The following is a 25,376-nucleotide window of genomic DNA, read 5'->3' as shown; positions in this document are numbered from 1 at the left end:
GGTCTAAATCGGCAAGCAGCCCTGGGTCATTTTTCAATCGGCAGGGTGGGTCAATTTTCAATCAGCGCCGACATTTTACCGACCGTGACCACCTTTTTCCAGGTGTCATCGCGCGTCCCGTCCGGCTCATAGCACTCGACCGTTAGAGTGACCTTGTCTCCCTCCTGCATTGACTGGTAGCGGGGCACCACAACGGTCATACCTGCGCCTGGCAGCTTATCGGGTTGAATGATCAATCCATGGGAATGAATAGCGTGCAGTACAGACGGTGTTTCAACTTGTCCGCGCGGCCTCACGCCGATATAGCAAAACGTTCGTAACGACTCAGCGTCAGGCACCGGGCCATCAGCCAGACGGGTATAGGAATAAAATGCCTCACCGCCTGCGGCATTTGCGATATAAGCATTCGCGATCTCTATTTGGAGTCCGTCGTCCAGATGTTCGTCCTGGACGGGATAGTCCGCTGCGAAGTCATACGCTTCGCCGGCAACACTACGGCCCAGCCAGCGCACCCGCACCAGATCGTCAATCTTCATACCTGTGTATTTGATCAAGGTCTTCAGAGGCTTGTTGCCGAGTTCATCCAGATCAATTTCACCGAATGCAGTCAAGCCCTCAATCGCGGGCGCCTCCAAAGCCTCGTCTTTATCAAGCTGCTCATTCATATCGAAACTTCCATAAAAGGGCGAACACCTGCACTTCGCTCAGGTGCGCATCCATCAATTAGCTAAATAAACAGCGCGAAAACGGCATTCTTACAATGCCTGTCACCCGGCTCGGTTGCTTGCCCGGACAGTTTTAGTCCGACCTCGCCTGCCCCACAACTAGCAAAAATAACAGGTTGACCGCGCACGGCCCGAAACGCGGGGAAGCGCACAGACCTAGCAGTTTTGCCAGGTGCATGTAGTTGGCTTTTTTCTTAGCCTTCGGGGTAGACAGCTTGTCTCGAATGCGATCCCTGACTACCGCACCGCAGTTATGACGAGGGCGTATCCGCCCCAGCGGAAAAATTCTGGTAGTGGGCCCATCGCTGAACACAGGCCATTCAACGCATACCGCACCCCCAGGAACCTGCATCATGGCAACCACATCGAATGCATTCAATTTCTCAAGTTTCATGCAGAGCAGCGTCGACCCTCGTACTGGCCTCTACACGTTGTCCATTGCCCTTCCCGCTTTGAATGCCAACGATCAGTGCGGCCCAGACCTGCCCTTGCAATTGAACTTCAACCCAATGAGCAACGATAACAACGGGTTTGGCATGGGCTGGAGCCTTAAACTAAGCACGTTCAATATCAGCACCGGCATGCTCGCCCTGCACACCGGCGAATCGTTTAACGTCGCCGACAACGGACCGGGCAATCCGCCTGTTATCGTAGAAAAGAAACTGGACAGCTTTCGCTTCAGCAACATCAGTAAAGGCAATCGGAAACGCCTTCGCGTTGCCCATAAAGGCGGCCTGGTGGAGATACTCGAGCCTCAGGTAAACGACGCGACCATTGCCGTGCCTGTCCGTGTCATGGGAGCCTCTGGCCATGGCATCAACCTGAGTTACGACACCCGTAAGTCCAAGGCACGTCTGCAGCTCATCAAAGATGACACGGGTCGTACACTGCTGGAGATAAAATACCCCTCCGACATCCAGGCAGAGGTGATCGTCAACCCCACAACGCGCCGCCCGGCCAAGTACACGTTGGACCTGGAGAACAACGAACTTAGAAAATTAACCCTGCCCACATCGGCCGACGAATACTGGGAACTGAAATACAAACATTACGATCAACTGCCCTTCCTCGTCAGTGTCGAAAACCCCGACAAAGGCCTGGAAACGATCAGTTATCACGAGGGGACTGCTGGCCATAAATATCCAGGCATCGACCGGTACTTACCCTCCGTCAATGAGCACTGGGTCAAACCCGATGAGCGTGACAGCAGCACGCATATCCTCACGAAATACACTTATTCCAGCAATAACTTCTTAGGTAACGGCACAGGGCTGGTGTATGGCACTGAGGATGGAACGGACCAACTCTACAAGTTTACAGGTCATACCTTTGAATACGGATCTACCGCCGAGCACTACCGCGACAATAAAATCTACCGAACGGTCGAAAGCACGTTCAACCGGTTCCACTTGATGACGTCTCAGGCGACCACGGATAACGGCTGTATCGAGACCATCAAAACGGTGTATCACGAAAGAGCAAACGTACAGTTCAAAGATCAACCTACGTATTTCCAGCTGCCAGCCAGCGTGACGAAGTCCTGGGGTAAGGTGGGCGATCCGACGGTGGGCGACTACGAGCAGACGCAAACCACCTACGATGACCATGGCAACTTGTTGACGGAGCTCAAAGCTGACGGCTCGCGCATGGAACGCACCTATTACCCTGGTGCGGATGACCCGGAAGGCTTTGAACGCAACCTCAAGTCCGTCGTCATCCACCCTGCCGCCCCATCCAGCCCGGGAGAACCACAGGCCCAGACCATCAGTAGCGAATACGTCTATACCCGCCTGGCCGCACTGCCACAAACGGATCCTGACCTGGACCTGCCAGCATGGTTGTCACTGGAACAGGAAGACACATTCGAAGGCCTCGGTAAAGAACGCAAACTACTGAACAGCAAGCATCGCCGCTACCTGGACAAAATGGACACGCCGTTCCTGCATGGGCGACTCGATCAACAATCGCTGACGATCAACGACAAGACAACCACCAGCGAGTGGAAGTACGAAAAGGTCAAGGACGACAACGGCGAACTCACCTGGAGCCGCAGTACCGAAACCTTTACCGACCACACCCATACGCTTGTGAAAAAAACGGCCACCACCTATTCCATGTACGACGGCCAGGTGGTGCTGGAACACGATGCCAACGATGTGTTCACCCGTTACCACCATGATGTACTTGGCCGCGTCACTGCGACGATCGCAAGCCCCGGTACTGACTTTGCCACCACACGTACCACCGTCTATAAGCTGATCGACGACAACCGCCGCAAACGCGCTTGCGAAGAAGCCACCGACAGCAAAGGTGTAATCACACGGATCGTTTTCGATGGCAGTCACCGCCCGATCCGGGAGGAGCGCGAAGCCAAGGATGCCGTGACCGGGGTGGTCGTCAAGCGCACGATGGCCGAGCAGCATTATGACTCGGCCGGCCGCTTGCAGAGCGAAACCACCTATGACTATCTACCGGGCAAGGACGGGGCGCCAGAGCCGCACGTTCTCGAGCTGGAGTCACGCTACGCCTATGATGGCTGGGGCCAACTGTGTGAAACCGTGCGCCCCGATGGCATCAAGGAATGCGTTGACACATCGCCGCTCGAACCCGGTGGCCCGCTGGTCACCCGCTGGATCGAGAGCCCGGATGCGCCTGGGCGCAGGCTGCAGCAGACCGTAAGCAAGCTCAATCGCTTCAACAAACCCGTTTATGAGTACCGCCTGGTAGAAGAAGCAGTGGATGACCCCGAAGCCCCTGAAAGCGGTGCGAAATGGGTTTCACGCGTGGCCGGTCGCACTGACTCTACCTACGACGGCCTTGGTCGCTGCCTGAGCCGAACCGAAACACTCAACGTTCCGGAACTCAGAACATTCACCAGCAGGTTTACCTACGACGCCCTCGGGCGCATGACCACCCACCAGCGGCCTGACAACAGCACCCTGTCGCGCACGTTCGCCAACCACAGCATGGGCGAGCTGGTCACGGAACTGCATTTGAAAGTGGACAGCAGTTCACCTGAGCAAATGCTCTACGAGCGCAAGTTCGACGGGCTTGGCCGCCTTGTCCACATGAGTGTGGGTGCGCGGGTAGAAGAATACACCTATCAGGGCATGACCCACCTGGTCGACACGCGCACATCATTTAGCCGCGAAGCAACAGGCAAGGGCGTCCGCAAGCGGGTCATCGCCTATGAATACAAGCCGGAGCTGACCGAGCAACCCAGCAAGCTCGTTGCAACACGGGAAGATGAACACGGGCGTGCGACACAAGAAGGCCAGCAGGCAGCAGACTTCGACTATGACGGTGAGAGCTCGGAAATTATCCATGCCAACAACGCGTTGGGTAAACGCCGATATGTGTACAACGACCAGGGCGACCTTAGCGAAGAGCACTTGACCGACACTGACGGCACATCGTACAGCGCCACTTACCAGCACTCCTGGCAAGGGCTGCCCACGCGACGCAAGCACAGCGATGGCCAGGCCTGTGACTACGCCTATGATGAGTTGGGCCGGCTGAAAACGGTGACACAGGGCAAACTCCAGTCGACGCTGAGCTACTCCAAAGACACCGGGCTGCTGGAAAGCACAGAGACGCGCGACACGACCAACCCCGACCTGAAAAAACAGCCCGTCACCCTGTGCACCCTGCACTACGACACCCTGGGCAGGGAGACCCGCCGCACGTTGAGCGCCGGCACCCACGTGCGCACGTTGGTGCAAGTGTGGCTGGACAACGACATGCTGCATTCGCGAACACTTTGGCAAGGCGAGCAAAAGCTGCGTGAGGAGATGTTCGAGTATGACGACCTTGGCCGCCTGATCAGGTACGATTGCCCCGTCGAAACCGCCGGCGGCCAGCAGATAACAACCCAACTGTTCAGGTTCGACGCGGTAGACAACATCGAGCGTTGCCGCACAACGTTCAACAATGGAGACCGGGACGACGCGAACTTTACCTACTCATCTCAAGACAGGTTCCGGTTACAGAAGGTCACCCATACCCTGCCTCCTGAAGGGTGCCCGGCAGAACAGTCGTTCCAATACGATGAGTTGGGCAACATGCTCAATGATGAATGCGGCAATGCCCTGTACTACGACAGCCTCGGTCGCCTGCACCGGGTGCAGGATGCCAACAACAAGGTAGCGGCACAGTACGGCTACGACGGGCATGATCAGTTGCTTTACTCGGGCACCGATGAGCGCAAGTCGCAGCGGCGCTATCAGGGGCATACCCTGGACAGCATTCTGGAAGACGGCCTGCTCACAGAGTACTTGTATGCCGGCGGCCAAGCCCAGGGCCAGCAGCAAGCAGGCAGCGCCATATTGCTGCTGACCGACCATGCAGGCAGCGTGAACACCGAGCACGATGCAGACGGCACGCGCCATGCCCACTATGCCCCCTATGGTGAGCAACTGCCTGAGGATACTGAAAAGCAAATGCGCAGCCTGCTGGCCTTCAACGGCGAGGCGCGCGAGCGTGCTTTTGGCTGGTATCTGCTGGGCAGCGGCTACCGGGCCTACAACCCGGTCTTGATGCGCTTCCACAGCCCTGATTCGCTGCCGCCCGAAGAGGCCGGCATCAACCCGTACGTCTACGCCCTGGGCAACCCCGTTTACTGGCAAGACCCGAGCGGCCACCGCAACGTGCCCGTAACCCGCGGCCGCGAGGCACCACTGGAACGCATCGAAGAGGAAAAGCCCAAGGTGCCTTGGTATGCCTGGATTGGCGTGGCTGCCGCCGCCGCCATTTTCGTGGCATCGGCGATAGCAATGCCATGGACAGCACCGGCCATCATCGGCGTGACCACCAGTTATGTCGTCGGCGTGATCGGTGTGGCAGCCAACGGCATCGCCTTGGTCATGCAAGGGGTGGCGACGGCGATGACTTACAGCAACCCGGAAGTGTCGGGCCTGCTGCAGAACTTTGCGATCGTGTTTTCCGTCATCGGTATGTTCGCGTCAGGGTATGGGGCTGCGGCGACCAGAGGGGCGGTGAAAGCACTCAGAGAGGGGGCGAATGGAACGCACGCGGCGCCTGTGACGGCGAATGCGGGTGGGAAGACCATTCAGAACATCACGAACAATTATACAACTCACATTTCCTACTCGAGTAGATCATCAAGAGGTATTATTCGGCGACCTCGCGCGAGTTTACGGTCATTGACCGAACGCCCTTCGTCAGCTCCGGGACCAAGCTCGGCATCTACGCCTGCCCCTGCCGCAAGCAGCAATGCTACCGGGTCTGCACAAGCGACCCGCTCCGTAGCCGCTCCACAAAACGGAGGTATGGCACTACCAATGCAAAACGGTGCACCGGCGGCGCCGAATGGCAACCAATGGGGAGTTTTCATTGTTGGCAAATACAAAGGCGGGGTATTTAAACCCAGTAGTCTTAGGGGCGGCAGGATAGACTCGTCACGGGTGGCCCCGCCAACGCTGCCCGGGTACTGGTGACCACACCGACCCTGCACAACCCCACGGCGCCTGCATGGACGACGCGCGCCGCCAGTCAATCTCGAAGCCCGCTGCCGAAAGGTGGCGGGCAAGATCCCGAAGGCCTCCCAACACTTACTTCGTCGAATCATCCCCTTCCAGCTACTGGCTTTTCCTACATTTCAAACCTCCCCCTCCCACCTACCCTGTCCCCGCCTGAAAACCGTGACCCGGCAGCACCACCTGCCTTCACCCCTCATTTCCAGCTTCAGGCGCCCACCACGAGCCCACCTGAGCATCGTCCGTAGGCGCCGCCCAGGACACGCTCATGCTCCAGCTCGAATGGCGCAGGCTATTGCCGTTGCGCCCGCGCTTCGCCCCGCTGCCGCCCCTGCTCGGCGGCTGCCTGGCGTTGGCCCTCGCCCCCGCCGCCTTGGCAGACCAAGCCGGCATTGCCTTCCTACCCGGTTTCATGCGCCAGCCCCCCGGCCAGTCTTCCGAGGCCGGTGCCCTGGCGCTGCAAAACCTGGCCGCGCAGGCACACCTGCCGCCAGGACGCTACCGGGTGCGGGTCTCGCTCAACCTCAGCCCTCAGCCCGAGCAAGACATCAACTTCTTCGAGGCCCGAAATGGTAAAGGGCTGCAGCCCTGCCTGACGGCCGAGGTTTTACGCACCCTCGACCTGCGCGAACAGGCCCTGGAAACGCCACTGCCAGACGACGACAGCTGCGTGAACCTGATGCAACTGGTGCCGCACGCCAGCGTCATGTTCGACCCTGCGCAGTTGCACTTGTCCCTGTCGATCCCGCAAATCGCCCTGCGCCAGGACCGTTCAGGCAGCGTCCCCGAGGCCAGATGGAGCAACGGCATCAACGCCGCCTTCATCAGCTACCAGGCCTCGGCCCAGCACAGCAGCCAACACGGCGGCGGCAACCGCAGCAGCCAGGACCTGTACCTCAACAGCGGCCTCAACCTGGGTGCCTGGCGGCTACGCAGCAAGCAGGCGCTGCGCGAGGAGGCCAACGGGGCGCGCCGCTGGACCCGCAGCGACACCTACGCACAGCGCGACCTGCCAGGCCTACAGGCCAACTTCACCCTGGGTGAAACCTTCACCAACAGCGACATGTTCCGCAGCGTACGCTTTACCGGCGCACAGGTGGCCTCGGACATCGGCATGCTGCCCGACGCGATGCAGCATTACGCCCCGGTGATCCGCGGGGTGGCCCAGAGCCGCGCCAAGGTCGAGATCCTGCACAACGGCTACCCCATCTACTCCAGCTACGTGGCCCCCGGGCCCTATGCCATCGATGACCTCAGCGTGGGCTCCGGCCACGGCGAGCTGGAAGTGGTGATCACCGAGGCTGACGGCCAGGTGCGTCGCTTTACCCAACCCTATTCGAGCATGGGCAGCCTGCTGCGCGAAGGCGTATGGCGCTACAGCGCGACCGTGGGCCGTTACGACGGCGCCGAGCAGCTTGACGACCCACTGTTCTGGCAAGCCACCCTGGCCCGTGGCGGGGCCTGGGATACCACCCTCTACGGCGGCCTGCTTTCCAGTGAGTACTACAACGCCAGTGTGCTGGGCATGGCCCGCGACGTCGGCCATCTGGGCGCGCTATCGTTCGATGTCACCCGTTCCTCCAGCGACCTGGGCAACACGCTGGGTGAGACCCAGGGCCACAGTTTTGCCTTGCGCTATGGCAAAAGCTTCCAAACCCGCACCAACCTGCGCTTTGCCGGTTATCGCTACTCGACCCAGGGCTACCGCGACTTCGACGAAGCCGTGCAGCAACGCAGCAATGCCAGCCGCTACCTGGGCAACCGCCGCAGCCGCCTGGAAGCATCGGTGTACCAGCGCGTGAGCGAACGCAGCGCGCTAAACCTGACCTTTTCCCAGGACACCTACTGGCAAACCAGCCTCCAGCGCCGCCAGTACCAACTGCAATACACCACCCGCGTGGGCAAGGTCGCGATCAATCTGTTTGCCTCCCAGGCGCTGGACTCGAAAAACGACGATAGCCGCCTGTTCGGCCTGAGCTTGAGCGTGCCGCTAGACTTCGGCCGGCAGCAACAGGCCAGCTTCGACCTGCGCAACGACAATGGCCGCGCCAGCGAACGCGCCAGCCTGAGCGGCGGCTTGCTGGACAACCAGCTGACCTACAGCACCTCGCTGACCAACGACAGTCAAGGTCGCAGTAGTGGCGGGCTGTCCATCAACTATCAGGGCAGCCAGGCCAGTGTCGGCATGGGCTACAACGAAGGCAACGATTACCGCAGCATGTCGGTGAACGCCAGCGGTGCCGTCATGCTGCATGGAGACGGCGTGGCATTTGGCAGCCACTTGGGAGAAACCATGGCCCTGGTGCATGTGCCCGACGTGCCAGGTGTCGGCGTGCAGAATACACCCTCGGCGCGCACCAATTCCCATGGCTACGCGCTAGTGCCGTACCTGCGCCCCTATCGGCTCAATGCATTGGTGCTGCAAACCGACGACCTTTCGCCGGAAGTGGTGATTGCCAATGCCAGCCAGCAAGTGGTTCCGCGCCGCGGCGCCGTGGTCAAGGCCAGCTACGAGGCCGAGCATGTGGCCCGCCTGGTGCTGACCCTGCTGCAAGCCAATGGGCAACCCGTGCCATTTGGCGCCCAGGTGCTCGATGCCGATGGCCAGAGCTTGGGCGTGGTCGGGCAGGCCGGCCAAGCACTAGTGTCCACCCGCACCACAGGCCCGCAGGCGATAGGCGTGATGTGGGGCGAGGCCAGCGATACGGACTGCACACTCAACATAGATCCGCAGGCACTTGCACAAGAAGGTGGCTACCGCCTGCAAACCCTGCGCTGCGCACGGCCCGTGGCCAGCGGCCAGCCTCTTCTGCCCGGCGACAATACCCAGGAAATGCTTTGATGACCGCATTGACCTTCAACATCGACCGCAGCTTGCGGCTGACCGCCTGCTGCCTGACCCTAGGCCTGTTCTCTGGCAACGCTTACGCCAGCTGTTCGTTCCAGACAGCCAGCAACTACATGACCTTCGAGCGTGACATGGGGACATTCTGGGTACCCCGCGATGCCGCAATCGGTACCGTGATCGGTACCAGCTCGCTTACCAGAAGCAACAACGAAGGCGCGAGGGCCTCGTGCCTTTGGGACTCCGCCAGCCCGCCCCAGGCAAGGCTGCCCAACACCGCGCCAATCTTCACGGGCACCCTGCCCCCGCTGGGTGGCAAGGACATCAATGGGCATGTCATGGAAACCAACATTCCCGGCATCGGCGTGTACATGGAGCTTGGTTCACCTTTTGACGGCGCAGCCAACAACTCCTTTATCCCTGATCCTGGCACCTCTGCGGTTATCCCCTACTCGGGGACCCTGCGAGACCAGCCCTTCAACGTACTGGTGTCGGTCATGCGCGGCAATGCCTGGTTCATCAAGACCGGGCCAATTGCACCCGGCCCCCAACGTGTCAACGGCGAGATGTTTCATGGATTCTTGCATAATCTGGGCAAGGTCATGGAATACCGCTTGAGCGCGACGGTGAACCAGGCACAGTGCTCCCTGAAATCCAATGCCGTAAGCGCCGACCCCGTGAAACTGGGTGATCACACCCTTGCTGACTTCACAGGGGTAGGTACCACGACCGCGTCCGTCCCGTTCCATATCACGCTCAGTGATTGCGAAGACGCCAGCGCCCCCAATCCAGCGGCCGCGAATGTGTACATCGAACTGGATGGCGCCAACGGCTCGGTACCGACCGTTCCGGCCGAGGGGCGCTTCAGCCTGGGTGCCGCTTCCGATGCCGCCGGGGTTGAAATTCAACTACTGCGCAGCGATGGAACGCCCATGCCACTGCAATCCGACGAGCTGGTCAAGCCAGTCAGTATTGGCATCACCCAGCTGGACTTTCAGGCACGCTATTACCAGAGCGCACCGGTGGTAACGCCAGGCTTGGCCGAAGGAGGCTTGACCTTTACCGTAAGCTACAAATAACACGCAAAAAAAGGCCACAGGGCGAATACCCTGCGGCCTTTGTCACGATAAGAATAAATGGTCAGAAACGAAAAAAGACGCCTAAGCGTCTTTTTTTGAAGGTTTGCAAGGTTGGATTCAGCCTTGCATACCTGTATTTGGAGCGGGAAACGAGACTCGAACTCGCGACCCCGACCTTGGCAAGGTCGTGCTCTACCAACTGAGCTATTCCCGCATTTGGCGTCCCCTAGGGGACTCGAACCCCTGTTACCGCCGTGAAAGGGCGGTGTCCTAGGCCACTAGACGAAGGGGACACAACACTTTTCAGTGCACCAGCACATGAACCTCACGATTCAGCCTGGATTTTCTTTTCCTGCCGCGCCACAAGGCGTTGCCGGAGAAACTGGAGCGGGAAACGAGACTCGAACTCGCGACCCCGACCTTGGCAAGGTCGTGCTCTACCAACTGAGCTATTCCCGCATTGGCGTCCCCTAGGGGACTCGAACCCCTGTTACCGCCGTGAAAGGGCGGTGTCCTAGGCCACTAGACGAAGGGGACACGCTGCAAGCATTCACATGCTGCTTTCACTCCCTGCTGCGTTTCGCTGTGTGCTTTACGCTGCAAGTGGCGCGCATTCTATGGATGCCTTGGCAGGTCGTCAACCCCTTTGTAGAAATTTATTTAAATCAATGACTTCCACCCTTCGGGCCGGCCACGGCAAGGGGCGTCCGAGGATTGGCGTTGATTTTCTGACGCAGCCCAAGCAAAGTGCCATCAGGCTTTAGATAACGCAGCCCGAGCCGACACAGAGTCGTCCGCCAGGCTGCGCTGTTCGCCCCTCGGCGAACTCACTACACTCAATAAAGCAAAACTTCTTGATGAGGCGTTAAAGGTGACACCACTTCTGATCACTCTGCTCATCGTGGCGGGCATCGCGTTGCTGATCGTGATCGGCTACCTCAACAACGTGGTCGAAAACAGCAAGCTCGAACGCGCCCGGTTGAAGGTCGAGCTGGCCGACCGTGTACGCCGCTGTGGCGAAATCACCGAAACCTTCCCAGGCCAGTTCATGACGCCAGCGCTGAAGCTGATGCTCGCCCGGCTCGAGCTCAACCTCAACCAGCGCCAGTTGGCACTGGACAAGCACAACGGCGACCTGAAAGCGCGCATCGCCGAGCTCGAAGGCCTGGTCGCCAAGGGTGAGCAGATTCCGGTTAACAACCCGCCAAGCCCGATCCAGACCGAGGTCAAGGCCAAGGACGTGCGGTTTCTGCTTGAGGCACTGCACACCCAGATCGTCCGCGCCACCCAGGAAAACGTCCTGCAAACCAACGAGGGCAAGTATTGGGTAAAGGAAATCCGCCATATCCTGGTGCTGCTGCATATCGAGTTCTTCAACAACCTCGGCCAGCAGGCCCTGCAACAGGAACAACCCGGCCAGGCACGCCTGGCGTTCGAACGGGGCGTGCAGTACCTGCGCAAGCAGCCTGAGCCGAAGCTCTACGAAGAGCAGCTGACTTATCTGGAAAAACTGTTGGCGCGGGCCAATGCCCAGGTGCTGGACAAGATGGAGCCGGCCGAGAATGACGAGAACGCGCTGACCCAAGGGCTCAAGACCGATGAAGAAGAGACCTGGAAGAAGCGCGTCATCTACGACTGAGCGCGGAAGCTGGTGAGCAGCCTTGGGGCGCGAAAAGGCAGCTCGCCAGCTTCAGTCATTCTGGTGAATACCCCGACGCTGCGGTCTCAGCAGTCGGTCAAGTCGAGAAAAATCGCTGCCAAACGCTCCAGCCCCACCTGATCCGCCTCACTGAAACGCGCAAGCTTCGGGCTGTCCAGGTCCAGCACGCCAATCAGCCTGCCCTCCTTGACCAGCGGAATCACCAACTCACTGTTTGACGCACTGTCACAGGCGATATGCCCTGGGAATGCGTGCACGTCCTCCACGCGCTGGGTCTGACGCGTTGCCGCCGCCGCCCCGCACACGCCCTTGTCGAACGGGATGCGCACGCAGGCCACCTGCCCCTGGAACGGGCCGAGCACCAGTTGTTCGTTGCGATTGAGGTAGAACCCCGCCCAGTTCAGGTCATCCACCTGGTGGTAGAGAAACGCGGAAAACTGCGCGGCATTGGCGATGAAGTCGCGCTCGTCGGCGAACAGCGCCTGCACTTGCGCAGCCAGCAGGTCATAGCCATCGAGGCCAGTGCCGCTGGCGTTGAGGTCGATCATTTATTTCTGCTCCAACAATTGCAGCCCGACCCAATAGCGGGCGAACTGATAGGCACAACGGCCATTACGGTTGCCGCGCCCGGTTGCCCAGCGCACGGCGAGAATATCCAGGGCTTCGTCACGCTGCCAGCGCAACCCGGCCTTGGCGGCCAACTGGCCGATCCAATGTTCCACCACATTGAGGAAGTGGTCCTGGGTGAAGGGGTAGAACGACAGCCACAGGCCAAAACGGTCGGACAACGCGATCTTGTCCTCCACCGCTTCACTGGGGTGCAGCTCGCCATCGACGCGCTTCCAGTTTTCGTTGTCGCTCTCTTTTTCCGGGACCAGGTGGCGGCGGTTCGAGGTGGCGTACAGCAGCACGTTGTCCGGGGCTTGCTCCAGCGAGCCGTCGAGCACGCTCTTGAGCACCCGGTAGTCGCCCTCCCCTGCTTCGAACGACAGGTCGTCGCAGAACAGGATGAAGCGCTGCGGCAGCGTCTGCAGTTGTTCGACCACACGCGGCAGGTCGGCCAGGTGATCGCGCTCGATTTCGATAAGGCGCAGACCGGCACCGGCATGTTCGGCCAGCAGCGCACGCACCAGCGACGACTTGCCAGTACCGCGCGAGCCCCACAGCAAGGCATGGTTGGCCGGCAGACCGTTGATGAACTGATGGGTGTTGCGGCCCAGCTGGTCGCGCTGCTGGTCGACGCCGATCAGGTCGCTCAGGCGGATGTCGAGGCTGACCTCCAGCGGCATCAGGTAACCGGTGCGGCCGTCGCGCTGCCAGCGGGCGGCCAGGGTGGTATGCCAGTCGATGTCCGGGCGTGGTGCTGGCAACAGGGGTTCAAGACGCGCCAGTACCGATTCGGCGCGTTCCAGGAAAGCATACAAGCGGGCGTCCATGACGACTCCTAGCAAGACAACATGAGTTTTACGGCGGTACCGGCCCTGTCGCGAACAATCCAGCCCCCTGAAAGGTGGCTACGGCCTGTATAAGCGGGTCTACCCGCGAAGACACCGGTACAACCAACAACAATCAAGTTTGAATGTTTGACAGACCCGCCAGCAGCCGGGGCTGATCGGCTATGCTTGCGCAGCGCAAGGGACATGAAACCGGCTCGGGACCCATGGATATCAAGTTCACCAATCGCCTGTCATACAAGCAAGCCCGGTTGACAGTCCTGGTCGGCTTCATCCTGGGAACATTGCTCAGTCTCATCCAGATCGGCATTGATTATGCCAGTGAAGACGCGTCCATCAACCGCGAAGTGCAGGCGTTGCTACAGATCAGCCACAACCCGGCCTCGCGCATCGCCTACAACATCGACGCCGAACTGGCCCTGGAGCTGACCCGTGGCCTGCTGCAATCGCCAGCCGTCATCCGCGCGCGGCTGATCGACAACAACGACACCGTACTGGCCGACGTGCAACGCTCGCGCCTGGAGGACCGCTACCGGCCGCTGAGTGACTTCCTGTTCGGCGAACAGCGCCAGTTCCAGGACCGCCTGTTCCTGACCCACATGCCCAACGAGTACCTGGGCACCCTCTACCTGGACGTGGACACCTACGCCTTCGGCAGCCGCTTCCTCGACCGCGCCGGCGTCACCCTGGTCAACGGTTTCGCCCGCAGCCTGGTGCTTACCGGCATCCTCCTGGCCCTGTTCTACTTCATGCTGACCAAACCCCTGGTGACCGTCATCGGCGCGCTCAGCAACGACGCGGGCCAACGCAGGCAAACCCGGGTGGACTGCCCGCACGGTCACGAAAAAGACGAGATCGGCGTATTGGTGAAGGTCGCCAACCAGCAGTTCGTCAGCATGGCCACCGAAATCCAGCAGCGGCGCAGTGCCGAGAACCGCCTCACCCAGTACCTCAATGAACTGGAAGACATCGTCTCGTCGCGCACCACTGAGCTGAAGGCCAGCAACAGTCGCCTGAGCCAGTTCAACCAGGAACTGGAAGAAGCCCGCCAGCGTGCCCTGGACATGGCCCAGGCCCGCGCCGCCTTCCTGGCCAACATGAGCCACGAGATCCGCACCCCGCTCAACGGCATGCTCGGCATGATCGCCCTGGCCCTGGACAGCCCGCTGGCCGGCGAGCAGCGCCAGCAGCTGTCGATCGCCCACGACTCGGGCAAGGTACTGGTCGAGCTGCTCAACGATATCCTCGACCTGTCCAAGTTCGATGCCGGCCAGCTGGAGCTAGAGCGCATTCCGTTCGACATGGCCGCGATGATCGAGGACACCGCCAACCTGCTGTCGCAGAATGCCGCGCAAAGCGTCGAACTGACCTGCCTGATCGCCAACGACTTCCCCAGCATGGTACTCGGCGACCCGACACGCGTGCGGCAGATCGTCAGTAACCTGTTGTCCAACGCGCTGAAGTTCACCCGTTTCGGCCGCGTCGACGTGCGCCTGAGCGTCATCGTCGGCGGTGTGCGCCTGGAAGTGCACGACACCGGCATCGGCATTCCCGAGGAAGCCCAGGCGCGCATCTTCCAGCCCTTCATCCAGGCAGGCGCCGGCATTACCCGACAGTACGGCGGCACCGGCCTGGGCCTGGCGCTGACCCGCAACCTGTGCAAAGCCATGCAAGGGCACCTGCACATCCAGTCCGAGGCGGGCTTCGGCAGCCGCTTCAGCGCCGACCTGCCACTGGCCGCGCACACCGAAGCCATCGCGCCAGCGCCGCTGCACGGCCAGGTGGTGGCCCTGACCCGCGCCGGCAGCGGCCTGGGCGAACTGCTGCAGAGCCTGTTGCCCGCCTGGGGCCTGCACTACAGCCGTCATGACGATGCCAGCAACGTGCGGATGAAAGCCGTCGACGTGCTGATCACCGATGACCTGGACCACCTGCAGGACCTGCGCCCAGCCTTCAAGGCGCCGATTCTGCTGGTGACCGCCTATGGCAATTTCCTGCCCAGCGAACAGTCCAGCCTGCTCGCCCCGTTACATCAACTGGCCCGTCCGCTGGCGCGCAATCCGCTGTACCAGATGCTGCGCCGCACCCTGCAAGGACAGGCCCCCGAACATCCACTGGCCAACCCCAGCGCCACACTTGAGGAAGGCCGCGCGCGCATTCTGTTAGTGGAGGACAATCCGGTGAACCAACTGGTGGCCAAGGGCATGCTGGCCAAGCTCGGTTGCCAGGTGCAGCTCGCCACCCAAGGCGCCGAGGCGCTGGAGATGCTCGAGGAAAATCAGTTCGACATGGTGCTGATGGACTGCAACATGCCGGTGATGGACGGCTACGAAGCCAGCCGGCGGATTCGTCAGAGCGGTCGCTGGCCTGAGCTGCCCATCGTCGCGCTGACTGCCAATGCCATGCCCGAGGAGCGCGAGCGCTGCCGCGCGGCGGGCATGAACGACTATCTGGCCAAGCCGTTCCGCCGCGAGGAGCTGTTGGCGCTGATCGACCATTGGGTACCGGTCAACGGCTGAGCAAACGCTCGATGTCTGCCTCCAGGGCCTGGGGCTTGGTGGTTGGCCCGTAGCGCTTGACCTTGCCGCTGGCCGGGTCGAACAGGAACTTGGTGAAATTCCACTTGATCTTCTGGGTGCCCAGCAGGCCTGGGGCGCGCTGCTTGAGCTCGACGAACAGCGGGTGGGCGCCAGGGCCGTTGACGTCGATCTTGCGAAACAGTGGGAAGCTCACGCCGAAATTGCGCTCGCAGAACTGCGCGATTTCCCGCGAATCGCCCGGTTCCTGCTGGCCGAACTGGTTGCACGGGAAGCCCAGCACCACCAGCCCACGATCACGGTACTGCTGCCATAGCTGCTCCAGGCCCTTGTACTGCGGGGTGAAGCCGCATTGGCTGGCGGTGTTGACCACCAGCAGTGCCTTGCCGGCGAAGTCGCCCAGCACCTTGTGCTCACCGCCCAGGGTCACGCAGGGAATGTCGAGTATCGATCCAGCCATGTTCAGCTCCGTTCAGTCACGCGGCTTGAGGTCCAGGCACACCGAATTGATACAGTAGCGCAGCCCGGTCGGTGGCGGGCCGTCGGGGAACACATGGCCCAGGTGGGCATCGCAGCGGGCGCACGTGACCTCGGTGCGAATCATGCCGTGGGAGGTGTCGCGGATTTCGATCATCGCGCTGTCTTCGATCGGCTGGTAGAAGCTGGGCCAGCCACAGCCGGAATCGAACTTGGCCTGTGCGTCGAACAATGGCAGGTCGCAGCAGATGCAATGGTAGATGCCGTCGCGCCGTTCGCTGTTGTACTTGCCGCTGAACGGCCGCTCAGTGCCCTTGAGACGGCACACCTGGTACTGGGCCGGGTCGAGCATGGCACGCCATTCTTCAAGGGTTTTGTCGATCTTTTGCATAAGGTGACCTCGGCAGGCTGAATTTCACGCTGCGCCGTCTTTTCCAGGGCGCGGGTGGCACGTATATTAGTCGGCTTCGTGTGCAAGGCTCCAAGTCTGGCACCCGCGCCCCGCCCTTTCAAACCTTTCGACGGCGGCGCCTGCGACTTCTCAATCGGGATCACATCATGCAGTTCAGCAAATCGAACAAGCTCGCCAATGTCTGCTACGACATTCGCGGCCCAGTGCTCAAGCACGCCAAGCGCCTGGAAGAGGAAGGCCATCGCATCCTCAAGCTGAACATCGGCAACCCGGCGCCGTTTGGCTTCGAGGCACCGGACGAAATCCTCCAGGATGTGATCCGCAATCTGCCCACCGCCCAGGGCTACAGCGACTCCAAGGGCCTGTTCAGCGCGCGCAAGGCGGTGATGCAGTACTGCCAGCAGAAGCAGATCGAAGGCGTCGGTATCGAGGACATCTACCTCGGCAACGGTGTGTCCGAGCTGATCGTGATGTCGATGCAGGCCCTGCTCAACAACGGCGACGAAGTGCTGATCCCAGCGCCCGACTACCCGTTGTGGACCGCTGCGGTCAGCCTGGCCGGCGGCAAACCGGTCCACTACCTGTGCGACGAGCAGGCCGACTGGTTCCCGGACCTGGAAGACATCAAGGCCAAGATCACGCCGAACACCAAGGCCCTGGTGATCATCAACCCGAACAACCCGACCGGCGCGGTGTACTCCAAGGAACTGCTGCTGGGCATGCTGGAACTGGCGCGCCAGCACAACCTGGTGGTGTTCTCGGACGAAATCTACGACAAGATCCTCTACGACGAGGCCGTGCACATCAGCACCGCCTCGCTGGCCCCGGACTTGCTGTGCCTGACCTTCAACGGCCTGTCCAAATCGTACCGGGTCGCTGGCTTCCGCTCCGGCTGGCTGATCATCTCCGGGCCCAAGCAGCATGCCCAGAGCTACATCGAAGGTATCGACATGCTGGCCAACATGCGCCTGTGCGCCAACGTGCCCGCCCAGCATGCCATCCAGACCGCCCTGGGCGGCTACCAAAGCATCAACGACCTGGTGCTGCCACCAGGGCGCCTGCTGGAGCAGCGCAACCGCACCTACGAGTTGCTCAATGCCATCCCAGGCGTGAGCTGCGTCAAGCCCATGGGCGCGCTGTACGCGTTCCCGAAGATCGACCCGAAAGTGTGCCCAATCCACAACGACGAGAAGTTCGTGCTCGACCTGCTGCTGTCGGAAAAGCTACTGATCGTTCAGGGCACCGCGTTCAACTGGCCGTGGCCGGACCACTTCCGCGTGGTGACCTTGCCACGTGTGGATGACCTGGAGCAGGCGATTGGCCGCATCGGTAATTTCCTGAAGGGGTATTCGCAGTAGGGTCGGCTTGGGGTTCGTGGCGGCGCGTGGATCGAGCGCCGCCCGCGCGGCGCATCGCGAGCATGGCTCGCTCCTACGCTTGCTTAGGGCCATGAAACAACGTCCGACAGCCCTCTCAGCATGTTTCTTACATCCTGCAACGCTCTAGCTCACAGCCCCCGCGATATCCTCTGCCATACTCCGCCGTACACAGTTTGAAATAGTCGCCCGATTGAATCGGCGCGACAGGCCCCTTATATACCCCGCATACGCAACGAACTCATCCGTCAGGAGAACGTAACAACCATGATGCGCATTCTGTTGTTTGTAGCCACCAACCTTGCGGTGGTGCTGGTTGCAAGCATTACCCTGAGCCTGTTCGGTTTCAACGGGTTCATGGCCGCCAATGGGGTTGACCTCAACCTCAGCAGCCTGCTGGTCTTCTGCGCCGTGTTCGGCTTCGCCGGTTCGCTCGTTTCGCTGTTCATCTCCAAGTGGATGGCGAAGATGACCACCGGCACCCAGATCATCACCCAGCCGCGCACCCGTCACGAACAGTGGCTGTTGCAGACTGTCGAGGAGCTGTCCCGCGAGGCCGGCATCAAGATGCCCGAGGTGGGTATCTTCCCAGCTTACGAGGCAAACGCCTTCGCCACCGGCTGGAACCGCAACGACGCGCTGGTCGCCGTATCCCAAGGCCTGCTGGAGCGCTTCTCGCCCGATGAAGTGCGTGCCGTGCTGGCCCACGAAATCGGCCACGTGGCCAATGGCGACATGGTGACCCTGGCGCTGGTGCAAGGCGTGGTAAACACCTTCGTGATGTTCTTCGCCCGGATCATCGGCAACTTCGTCGACAAGGTCATCTTCAAGAACGAGGAAGGCCAGGGTATCGCCTATTACGTGGCCACCATCGTCGCCGAGCTGGTGCTGGGCATTCTGGCCAGCATGATCGTGATGTGGTTCTCGCGTCGCCGCGAATACCGCGCTGACGAAGCTGGCGCACAACTGGCCGGTACCAACGCCATGATCGGCGCCCTGCAGCGCCTGCGCGTGGAGCAAGGCCTGCCGGTGCACATGCCTGACACCATGCGTGCCTTCGGCATCAACGGCGGCCTGAAGCATGGCCTCGCTGGCTTGCTGATGAGCCACCCGCCACTGGAAGACCGCATCGAGGCGCTGCGTCGCCGCGGTTGATGGGTCGAGGTATGAAAAGGGCGACTCAAGTCGCCCTTTTTTTACGCCTACCTCTCCCCACCAACACCTGTGGGGACGGGCTTACCCGCAAAGCGTCCGGGACCTGCGCGCTATCGATCAAAACCCTAGCCGATAGGCGCGCTCCAGCAAGCTCGCGATTCCAGCCTGGCGAAACTTCGGACTTTCCTCGATCACCTCGACGGCCTCCAACGCCTCCACCTTCCAAGCGCAAAAGCCGCGCCGCACCTCTTCATCCCCCACCGAAAACGGCGGCCCCTCCAGCTTGGCCTGGTCATAGTCCAGTGTCACCAGCAGCCCTCGACCACCAGAAGGCAGGATATTCGACAGCATCGCCATGTACCGCTCCCGCATCTCAGGGGGCAAGGCAATCAGCGCGGCCCGGTCGTAGAGCCCGACACAGTCGACGACATCCTCGGCCTGCAAGGCGAAGACATCCCCGCACAACACTTGCACCGCGCCGGCCTGCCAGAGCTCGAATACGCCCTGCTGCGATACCTCGGCCGACAACCCCTGCTCGCGGAAGAAGTCTTCCACCGCCCGCCGCGACAACTCCACCCCCAACACCCGGTGCCCCTGCCCTGCCAGCCACGCCAGGTCCAGGCTCTTGCCACACAGCGGCACCAATACCCGACTACCGGGTGCCAACCCCAACGCTGGCCAATACCGCTGCAGATAGGGGTTGACCTGGGCCTGGTGAAAACCGATCTGGTTGTCGGCCCACTTGCGATGCCAGAACGCCGCGTCCATCTTTCCTCCTGGTTATTCGATAGATAACGCTAAAATCTTATATTGGAATTCGATCTGTATCTGATCGAAGATGTCAGCATCTTAACCGCCAGGACACCACCATGCTGCCCAGCCTGTTCATTTCCCACGGCTCCCCCATGCTCGCCCTGCAACCCGGCGCCAGCGGTCCGGCCCTGGCTGGTCTGGCCAACGCCTTGCCACGGCCAAAGGCGATCGTGGTGGTGTCGGCGCACTGGGAAAGCCGCGAACTGCGGGTGACCGGCAGTGCGCAACCAGGGACCTGGCATGACTTCCATGGCTTCCCCGCCGCGCTGTATGCGGTGCAGTACCCGGCGCCGGGCGAACCTGGCCTGGCCGGCCAGGTCAGCGAACGGTTGACCAAGGCCGGCCTGCCTGCCCGCCTGGACCCGCAGCGACCGTTCGACCATGGTGCTTGGGTACCGCTGTCGCTCATGTACCCGGATGCGGGCATTCCGGTAATTCAGGTTTCACTGCCCAGCCACATGGGCCCGGCGCTGCAGATCAAGGTCGGCCAAGCGTTGGCGGGGCTGCGAGAGGAAGATGTGTTGCTGATCGGTTCGGGCAGCATCACCCACAACCTGGGCGAGTTGGACTGGCACGCCGGGCCGGATGTGATCGAGCCTTGGGCGTTGGCCTTCAGGGACTGGGTGGTGGCGCGCCTGGCCGAGGATGACCAAGCTGCATTGCTGGATTACCGGCACCAGGCGCCGTTTGCGGTGCGCAACCATCCCAGCGATGAGCATTTGCTGCCGCTGTTCTTTGCCCTGGGGGCCGGAAAGCGGTTTGCCGTGGTGCACCAGGGGTTCACCTTGGGGGCCCTGGGGATGGACATTTATCGATTCGACTGAAGGGACCTCTTGCCGGCAGGCCGCCGCCTGCCGGTAAAGCTGAGCGTGCAGGCAAAAAAATCCCCGACCTAGGCCGGGGATTTTTTCATGGCGCCAGGATCAGTCCTCGCGGTAGCGGCGCAGCTTCAGCTGCTTGCCCGCCACACGGGTGTCCTTGAGCTTGGACAGCAGACGCTCCAGGCCGTCTTCCGGCAGTTCGATCAGGCTGAAGCTGTCACGAACCTGGATCCGGCCGATGGCGTCGCGAGCCAAGCCGCCCTCATTGAGGATCGCACCCAGCAGGTTCTTGGCGGCGATACCGTCACGGGCACCCAACGCGGTACGGCAACGAACGCGACCTTCAGCCAGCGGCATCGGCGCGCGACGCTCGCGGTCACCACGCTCACTGCGCTCACCACGGTCGCCACGCTCACCACTGCGCTCACGCGGGGTGAAGCTTGGCACCAGCGGCTGCTCACGCTCGACAGCCGCCAGATCCAGAGCCTGGCCATTGGTGGCCTTGCGCAGCAGGGCCGAGGCCAGTGCGCGTGGGCTGCAGCCGAGGTCGGCGGTCAGACGGTCGAACAGTTCGCCATGGGTGGCTTCCGCTTCGGCCACCAGCGGCGCCAGGCTCGAAGTCAGCTTCTTGATGCGGGCATCCAGTACGGCCTGCGCGTTCGGCAGACGGGCCTCGGCCACTTTCTGACCGGTTACACGTTCGATCACCTGGAGCATGCGACGCTCACGCGGGGTAACCAGCAGCAGCGCACGGCCATCGCGGCCAGCACGGCCGGTACGACCGATACGGTGAACGTAGGACTCTGGGTCGTACGGCATGTCCACGTTGAATACGTGGGTGATGCGCGGAACATCCAGACCACGGGCCGCGACGTCGGTGGCGACGACGATGTCCAGACGGCCATCCTTGAGCGAGTCGATGACGCGCTCACGCTGGTTCTGGGCGATGTCGCCGTTCAGCGCGGCAGCCTTGTAGCCCTTGGCTTCCAGGGCGGAGGCCAGGTCCAGGGTGGCTTGCTTGGTGCGTACGAAGGCGATCAGCGCATCGAATTCTTCCACTTCCAGCAGACGCAGCACAGCCGGGATCTTCTGGTCGGCGTGGACCATCAGGTGGGCCTGATCGATCGCGGTGACGGTCTGGGTCTTGCTCTGGATCTTGACGTGCTTCGGCTCGCGCAGGTGGCGCTCGGCGATGCTGCGGATCGAAGACGGCAGGGTGGCGGAGAACAGCACGGTCTGGCGCGATTCAGGGATGGCGTCGAAGATCACTTCGAGGTCGTCCATGAAGCCCAGCTTGAGCATCTCGTCCGCTTCGTCCAGTACCAGGTACTGAACGGTGGACAGGACTTTCTCGTCGCGGCGCAGGTGGTCGCACAGGCGGCCAGGGGTAGCGACGACGATTTGCGCGCCGTTACGGATGGCACGCAGTTGTGGGCCCATCGGGGCACCACCGTACACGGCCACGACGTTAACGCCCGGCATCTGCTTGGCGTAGGTTTCGAATGCGGTAGCTACTTGCAGCGCCAACTCACGGGTTGGCGCAAGGATCAGGGCTTGCGGTTCGCGCTTGCTCACGTCGATCTTGTTGAGGATCGGCAGGGCGAAGGCAGCGGTCTTGCCGGTGCCAGTCTGCGCCTGGCCGATCATGTCGTGACCGGCGAGGATGATCGGGATCGACTGTTGCTGAATGGCGGACGGCTCTTCGTAGCCGGTAGCCAGTACGGCAGCAACAATGTTCGGATTGAGTTCGAGAGCGGCGAATCCGCCGGTTTCCTGGGTCATGGGTCTGCCTCTAGGTGCATCCGCAAAGACCCATGCTCCAAAGCTGCACATGCCTTGAAAGACCAAACGGTCACCCAGGCAGCTTTGGCGGCGGGGATTTGCGAAAACGATTGAAAATGAATACGTGGGAAGGTCCGCCTAGCGGACGCGCAGCCGAAGCTGGACTCGGAGGATTTGCACCACCTGATTTTGAGGTCCGCTAAAAGACCGGCGCGTACTATACCCGAATTGAAGGGGACAGTGAGGAAATTTTTCAGTTTGGGTAGCCAGTATCAGGCCATCAATCGATACCGGCTGAAACGTTTTTCTCCAGCAGCCCCCTTCCTGCCCCGCTTCCGAAGAGCCCACTGCCCTGGAGCACGGCGCAGTCCCCGTAGGAGCGGGTTTACCCGCGAAGAGCGCAACACGGTTTCAGGTCGCTGGCCGAATCTCCTGGATCAGGCTCTCCAGGCTATACCCCAGGCGTGGCGCCAGCGCTTCGGCGCGTGCCCGCACCTCGTCCAGGTCCAACGCCTGCTCGAGGTCCGACGGCACCAGCAGGATGACGTTGCCCTCCTTCACCGGCAACTCCCAGTAATGCCGATGGTAGAGGCCGCGCAGCAACGCCGCACCCAGCGGCCGGCCATCGTCGTTGGCCCACTGGTTGATCACCAGCCAACCGCCGGGGTTGAGTTGCTGCTGACAGTTTTCCAGGAACCGCCAGGCCAGGTGCCCGACACCCGGCCCGTGATCGGTGTACAGGTCAACGAAGATCAGGTCGGCTTTTTCCGCGCTCGGCAGCAACTCGAGGGCATCGCCGATACGCACGTAAAGCCGCGGATCATCGTCCAGCCCGAGGTACTCCATGGCCAGGCGCGGCACATCCGGGCGCAGTTCGATGGCTTCGATGTCCTCCAGCGGCAGGAATTTCATGCAGGCCTGGGTCAGGGTACCGGCCCCCAACCCCAGGAACAGCGCACTCTCTGGCTGTGCGTGGCACAGCGCCCCCACCAGCATGGCACGGGTGTAGTCGTACTCCAGCCAGCTGGGGTCGGCGGTGAACACGCAGCTTTGCTCGATCGCATCGCCGAACTCGAGAAAACGGTAGTCGTCCACCTCGTACACGCTGATCACGCCAAAGGCATCTTCGACCCGGGCCAGTAGCCGCTCTTCCCGCTCCGTCGCCATCACTGCCACCTGCCCACACAAAAACGCGCATTGTCCGTCAACACCTGCAACGCAACAAGCGCACCGCCAACTGTTACCATGACGAACAGCCTACAACCGACAAGACCGAGCCTGTGATGAACCAACCGTGGAGCCCTGACAGCTGGCGTGCCCTGCCGATCCAGCAGCAACCGACCTACCCCGACGCCGCGCACCTGCTGAAGGTCGAGCAGACCCTGGCCAGCTACCCGCCGCTGGTGTTCGCAGGCGAAGCGCGCGAGCTGCGTCGACAGTTCGCCGAGGTCACCGAAGGCCGGGCCTTCCTGTTGCAAGGTGGCGACTGCGCCGAAAGCTTCGCCGAGTTTTCGGCCGCGAAGATCCGCGACACCTTCAAGGTGCTGCTACAGATGGCCATTGTCATGACCTTCGCCGCCGGCTGCCCGGTGGTCAAGGTCGGGCGCATGGCCGGGCAGTTCGCCAAGCCTCGCTCCGCAGGCGATGAAACCATCGGCAACGTCACCCTGCCCGCCTACCGCGGCGACATCGTCAACGGCATCGGGTTCGACGAGAAAAGCCGCGTGCCGGACCCGGAGCGCCTGCTGCAGGCGTACCACCAGGCCACCGCCACCCTCAACCTGCTGCGCGCCTTCGCCCAGGGCGGTTTCGCCGACCTGCATCAGGTGCACAAGTGGAACCTGGACTTCATCGCCAACTCGGCGCTGGCCGACAAGTACCACCAGTTGGCCAACCGCATCGACGAGACCCTGGCCTTCATGCGCGCCTGCGGCCTGGACAGCGCCCCACAACTGCGCGAAACCAGTTTCTTCACCGCCCATGAAGCGCTGCTGCTCAACTACGAAGAGGCCTTCGTGCGTCAGGACAGCCTGACCGGTGACCACTACGATTGTTCGGCGCACATGCTGTGGATCGGCGACCGTACCCGCCAGTTGGATGGTGCCCATGTCGAGTTCCTGCGCGGCGTGCACAATCCGATCGGGGTGAAGGTCGGGCCGAGCATGAACCCTGAAGAACTGATCCGCCTGATCGACATCCTCAACCCGGACAACGACCCGGGCCGGCTGAACCTGATCGTGCGCATGGGCGCCGGCAAGGTGGGTGACCACCTGCCGGGGTTGATCCGCACCGTCGAGCGCGAGGGGCGCAAGGTGCTGTGGAGCTCCGACCCGATGCACGGCAACACCATCAAGGCCAGCAGCGGCTACAAGACCCGTGACTTTGCGCAGATCCTGGACGAGGTGAAACAGTTCTTCCAGGTGCACCAGGCCGAAGGCAGCCATGCGGGCGGGATTCATATCGAGATGACCGGACAGAACGTCACCGAATGCATCGGCGGCGCCCGGCCGATCACCGAAGACGCGCTCTCAGACCGCTATCACACCCATTGCGACCCACGCATGAATGCCGACCAGTCACTGGAGCTGGCGTTCCTGATCGCCGAGACGCTCAAGCAAGTGCGGCGCTGAGCGGGAGCGGTTGGCTGAAAGCGGGGGCGTTCGTGAGAGCGAGCGCCGCCCGCGCGGTGCATCGCGAGCAAGGCTCGCTCCTACGTTTGTTTCCGGCCAGCACAGGCTCTTACCC

17 protein-coding genes and 4 tRNA genes are annotated in these 25,376 nt (G+C 61.5%); 9 read left to right on the top strand and 12 right to left on the bottom strand.

Going from position 1 to position 25,376, the window contains the following annotated elements:
- Positions 1-50 precede the first annotated feature (50 nt).
- Positions 51-665, bottom strand: coding sequence for a hypothetical protein (locus H620_RS0109970; RefSeq protein WP_027907256.1), 615 nt, complete (start codon positions 663-665; stop codon positions 51-53).
- Between the two features lie 413 nt (positions 666-1,078).
- Here H620_RS0109970 and H620_RS25680 point away from each other — a divergent pair, with 413 nt between their 5' ends.
- The 3 genes from H620_RS25680 (at position 1,079) to H620_RS0109955 (ending at position 10,144) form a co-directional block, all read left to right on the top strand.
- A complete protein-coding gene (locus tag H620_RS25680) occupies positions 1,079-6,181 on the top strand; it encodes an RHS repeat domain-containing protein (protein WP_049818752.1) in 5,103 nt (1,700 codons plus the stop codon).
- A 307-nt stretch (positions 6,182-6,488) separates the two neighbouring features.
- Positions 6,489-9,062 carry a fimbria/pilus outer membrane usher protein gene (locus tag H620_RS0109960; protein WP_027907255.1) on the top strand — a complete coding sequence of 858 codons (2,574 nt, stop codon included), beginning with the start codon at positions 6,489-6,491 and terminating at the stop codon, positions 9,060-9,062.
- Positions 9,062-10,144, top strand: coding sequence for a fimbrial protein (locus tag H620_RS0109955; protein WP_023379376.1), 1,083 nt, complete (start codon positions 9,062-9,064; stop codon positions 10,142-10,144). Before H620_RS0109960 ends, H620_RS0109955 begins: the two co-directional genes overlap by 1 nt.
- A 138-nt stretch (positions 10,145-10,282) precedes the next feature.
- Here the strand turns inward: H620_RS0109955 and H620_RS0109950 are convergent.
- From H620_RS0109950 to H620_RS0109935, 4 genes are all read right to left on the bottom strand, one after another.
- A tRNA-Gly gene (locus H620_RS0109950) sits at positions 10,283-10,358 on the bottom strand.
- 3 nt (positions 10,359-10,361) lie between these two features.
- A tRNA-Glu gene (locus H620_RS0109945) sits at positions 10,362-10,437 on the bottom strand.
- A gap of 90 nt (positions 10,438-10,527) precedes the next feature.
- A tRNA-Gly gene (locus tag H620_RS0109940) sits at positions 10,528-10,603 on the bottom strand.
- A 2-nt stretch (positions 10,604-10,605) separates the two neighbouring features.
- A tRNA-Glu gene (locus H620_RS0109935) sits at positions 10,606-10,681 on the bottom strand.
- A gap of 334 nt (positions 10,682-11,015) precedes the next feature.
- Here H620_RS0109935 and H620_RS0109930 point away from each other — a divergent pair.
- Entirely contained in the window at positions 11,016-11,783 is a 768-nt protein-coding gene (locus H620_RS0109930) for a hypothetical protein (RefSeq protein WP_023379375.1), read from the top strand.
- An 86-nt stretch (positions 11,784-11,869) separates the two neighbouring features.
- Here the strand turns inward: H620_RS0109930 and H620_RS0109925 are convergent, their stop codons facing one another.
- Complete coding sequence (locus H620_RS0109925; RefSeq protein WP_023379374.1) at positions 11,870-12,352, bottom strand: GAF domain-containing protein; 483 nt, start codon at positions 12,350-12,352, stop codon at positions 11,870-11,872.
- Positions 12,353-13,240, bottom strand: a complete 888-nt coding sequence (locus tag H620_RS0109920; protein ID WP_023379373.1) for an ATP-binding protein — start codon at positions 13,238-13,240, stop codon at positions 12,353-12,355. It abuts the gene before it with no gap.
- Between the two features lie 182 nt (positions 13,241-13,422).
- Here H620_RS0109920 and H620_RS0109915 point away from each other — a divergent pair, with 182 nt between their 5' ends.
- On the top strand, positions 13,423-15,777 hold the full coding sequence (locus H620_RS0109915; RefSeq protein WP_023379372.1) for a response regulator: 2,355 nt from the start codon (positions 13,423-13,425) through the stop codon (positions 15,775-15,777).
- On the opposite strand, the gene H620_RS0109910 is transcribed toward H620_RS0109915, so the two are convergent.
- Together H620_RS0109910 and msrB are read right to left on the bottom strand one after the other, a co-directional pair.
- The gene (locus tag H620_RS0109910; RefSeq protein ID WP_027907254.1) at positions 15,767-16,255 is read right to left on the bottom strand and encodes a glutathione peroxidase; all 489 of its coding nucleotides are present in this window, start codon (positions 16,253-16,255) and stop codon (positions 15,767-15,769) included. The genes H620_RS0109915 and H620_RS0109910 overlap by 11 nt on opposite strands.
- A gap of 12 nt (positions 16,256-16,267) precedes the next feature.
- Positions 16,268-16,663 (bottom strand): peptide-methionine (R)-S-oxide reductase MsrB, encoded by a 396-nt coding sequence (gene msrB / locus H620_RS0109905; protein ID WP_023379370.1) that lies wholly within the window; start codon positions 16,661-16,663, stop codon positions 16,268-16,270.
- A gap of 167 nt (positions 16,664-16,830) precedes the next feature.
- Here msrB and H620_RS0109900 point away from each other — a divergent pair, with 167 nt between their 5' ends.
- Positions 16,831-18,042, top strand: coding sequence for a pyridoxal phosphate-dependent aminotransferase (locus H620_RS0109900; protein WP_023379369.1), 1,212 nt, complete (start codon positions 16,831-16,833; stop codon positions 18,040-18,042).
- Positions 18,043-18,327: 285 nt separating this feature from the next.
- The gene (htpX, locus tag H620_RS0109895) at positions 18,328-19,215 is read left to right on the top strand and encodes a protease HtpX (protein ID WP_023379368.1); all 888 of its coding nucleotides are present in this window, start codon (positions 18,328-18,330) and stop codon (positions 19,213-19,215) included.
- Between the two features lie 117 nt (positions 19,216-19,332).
- On the opposite strand, the gene H620_RS0109890 is transcribed toward htpX, so the two are convergent.
- Positions 19,333-19,983 (bottom strand): thiopurine S-methyltransferase, encoded by a 651-nt coding sequence (locus H620_RS0109890; protein ID WP_023379367.1) that lies wholly within the window; start codon positions 19,981-19,983, stop codon positions 19,333-19,335.
- Positions 19,984-20,084: 101 nt separating this feature from the next.
- On the opposite strand from H620_RS0109890, the gene H620_RS0109885 reads away from it, so the two are divergent.
- The gene (locus H620_RS0109885) at positions 20,085-20,852 is read left to right on the top strand and encodes a DODA-type extradiol aromatic ring-opening family dioxygenase (protein ID WP_027907253.1); all 768 of its coding nucleotides are present in this window, start codon (positions 20,085-20,087) and stop codon (positions 20,850-20,852) included.
- 99 nt (positions 20,853-20,951) lie between these two features.
- Here the strand turns inward: H620_RS0109885 and H620_RS0109880 are convergent, their stop codons facing one another.
- Positions 20,952-22,631 (bottom strand): DEAD/DEAH box helicase, encoded by a 1,680-nt coding sequence (locus H620_RS0109880; protein ID WP_023379365.1) that lies wholly within the window; start codon positions 22,629-22,631, stop codon positions 20,952-20,954.
- Between the two features lie 411 nt (positions 22,632-23,042).
- A complete protein-coding gene (locus H620_RS0109875; RefSeq protein WP_027907252.1) occupies positions 23,043-23,798 on the bottom strand; it encodes a spermidine synthase in 756 nt (251 codons plus the stop codon).
- A gap of 116 nt (positions 23,799-23,914) precedes the next feature.
- Between H620_RS0109875 and H620_RS0109870 the strand changes: the two genes are divergently transcribed.
- Positions 23,915-25,261: a class II 3-deoxy-7-phosphoheptulonate synthase gene (locus tag H620_RS0109870; protein WP_023379363.1), complete on the top strand. Its 1,347-nt coding sequence runs from the start codon at positions 23,915-23,917 to the stop codon at positions 25,259-25,261.
- The last annotated feature ends 115 nt before the right edge of the window (positions 25,262-25,376 follow it).

The organism is Pseudomonas taiwanensis DSM 21245 (genome assembly GCF_000425785.1).
Taxonomy (GTDB): domain Bacteria; phylum Pseudomonadota; class Gammaproteobacteria; order Pseudomonadales; family Pseudomonadaceae; genus Aquipseudomonas; species Aquipseudomonas taiwanensis.
The sequence above is the reverse complement of the archived record's forward strand: the minus strand, read 5'-3'. Positions and strand labels throughout refer to the sequence as shown.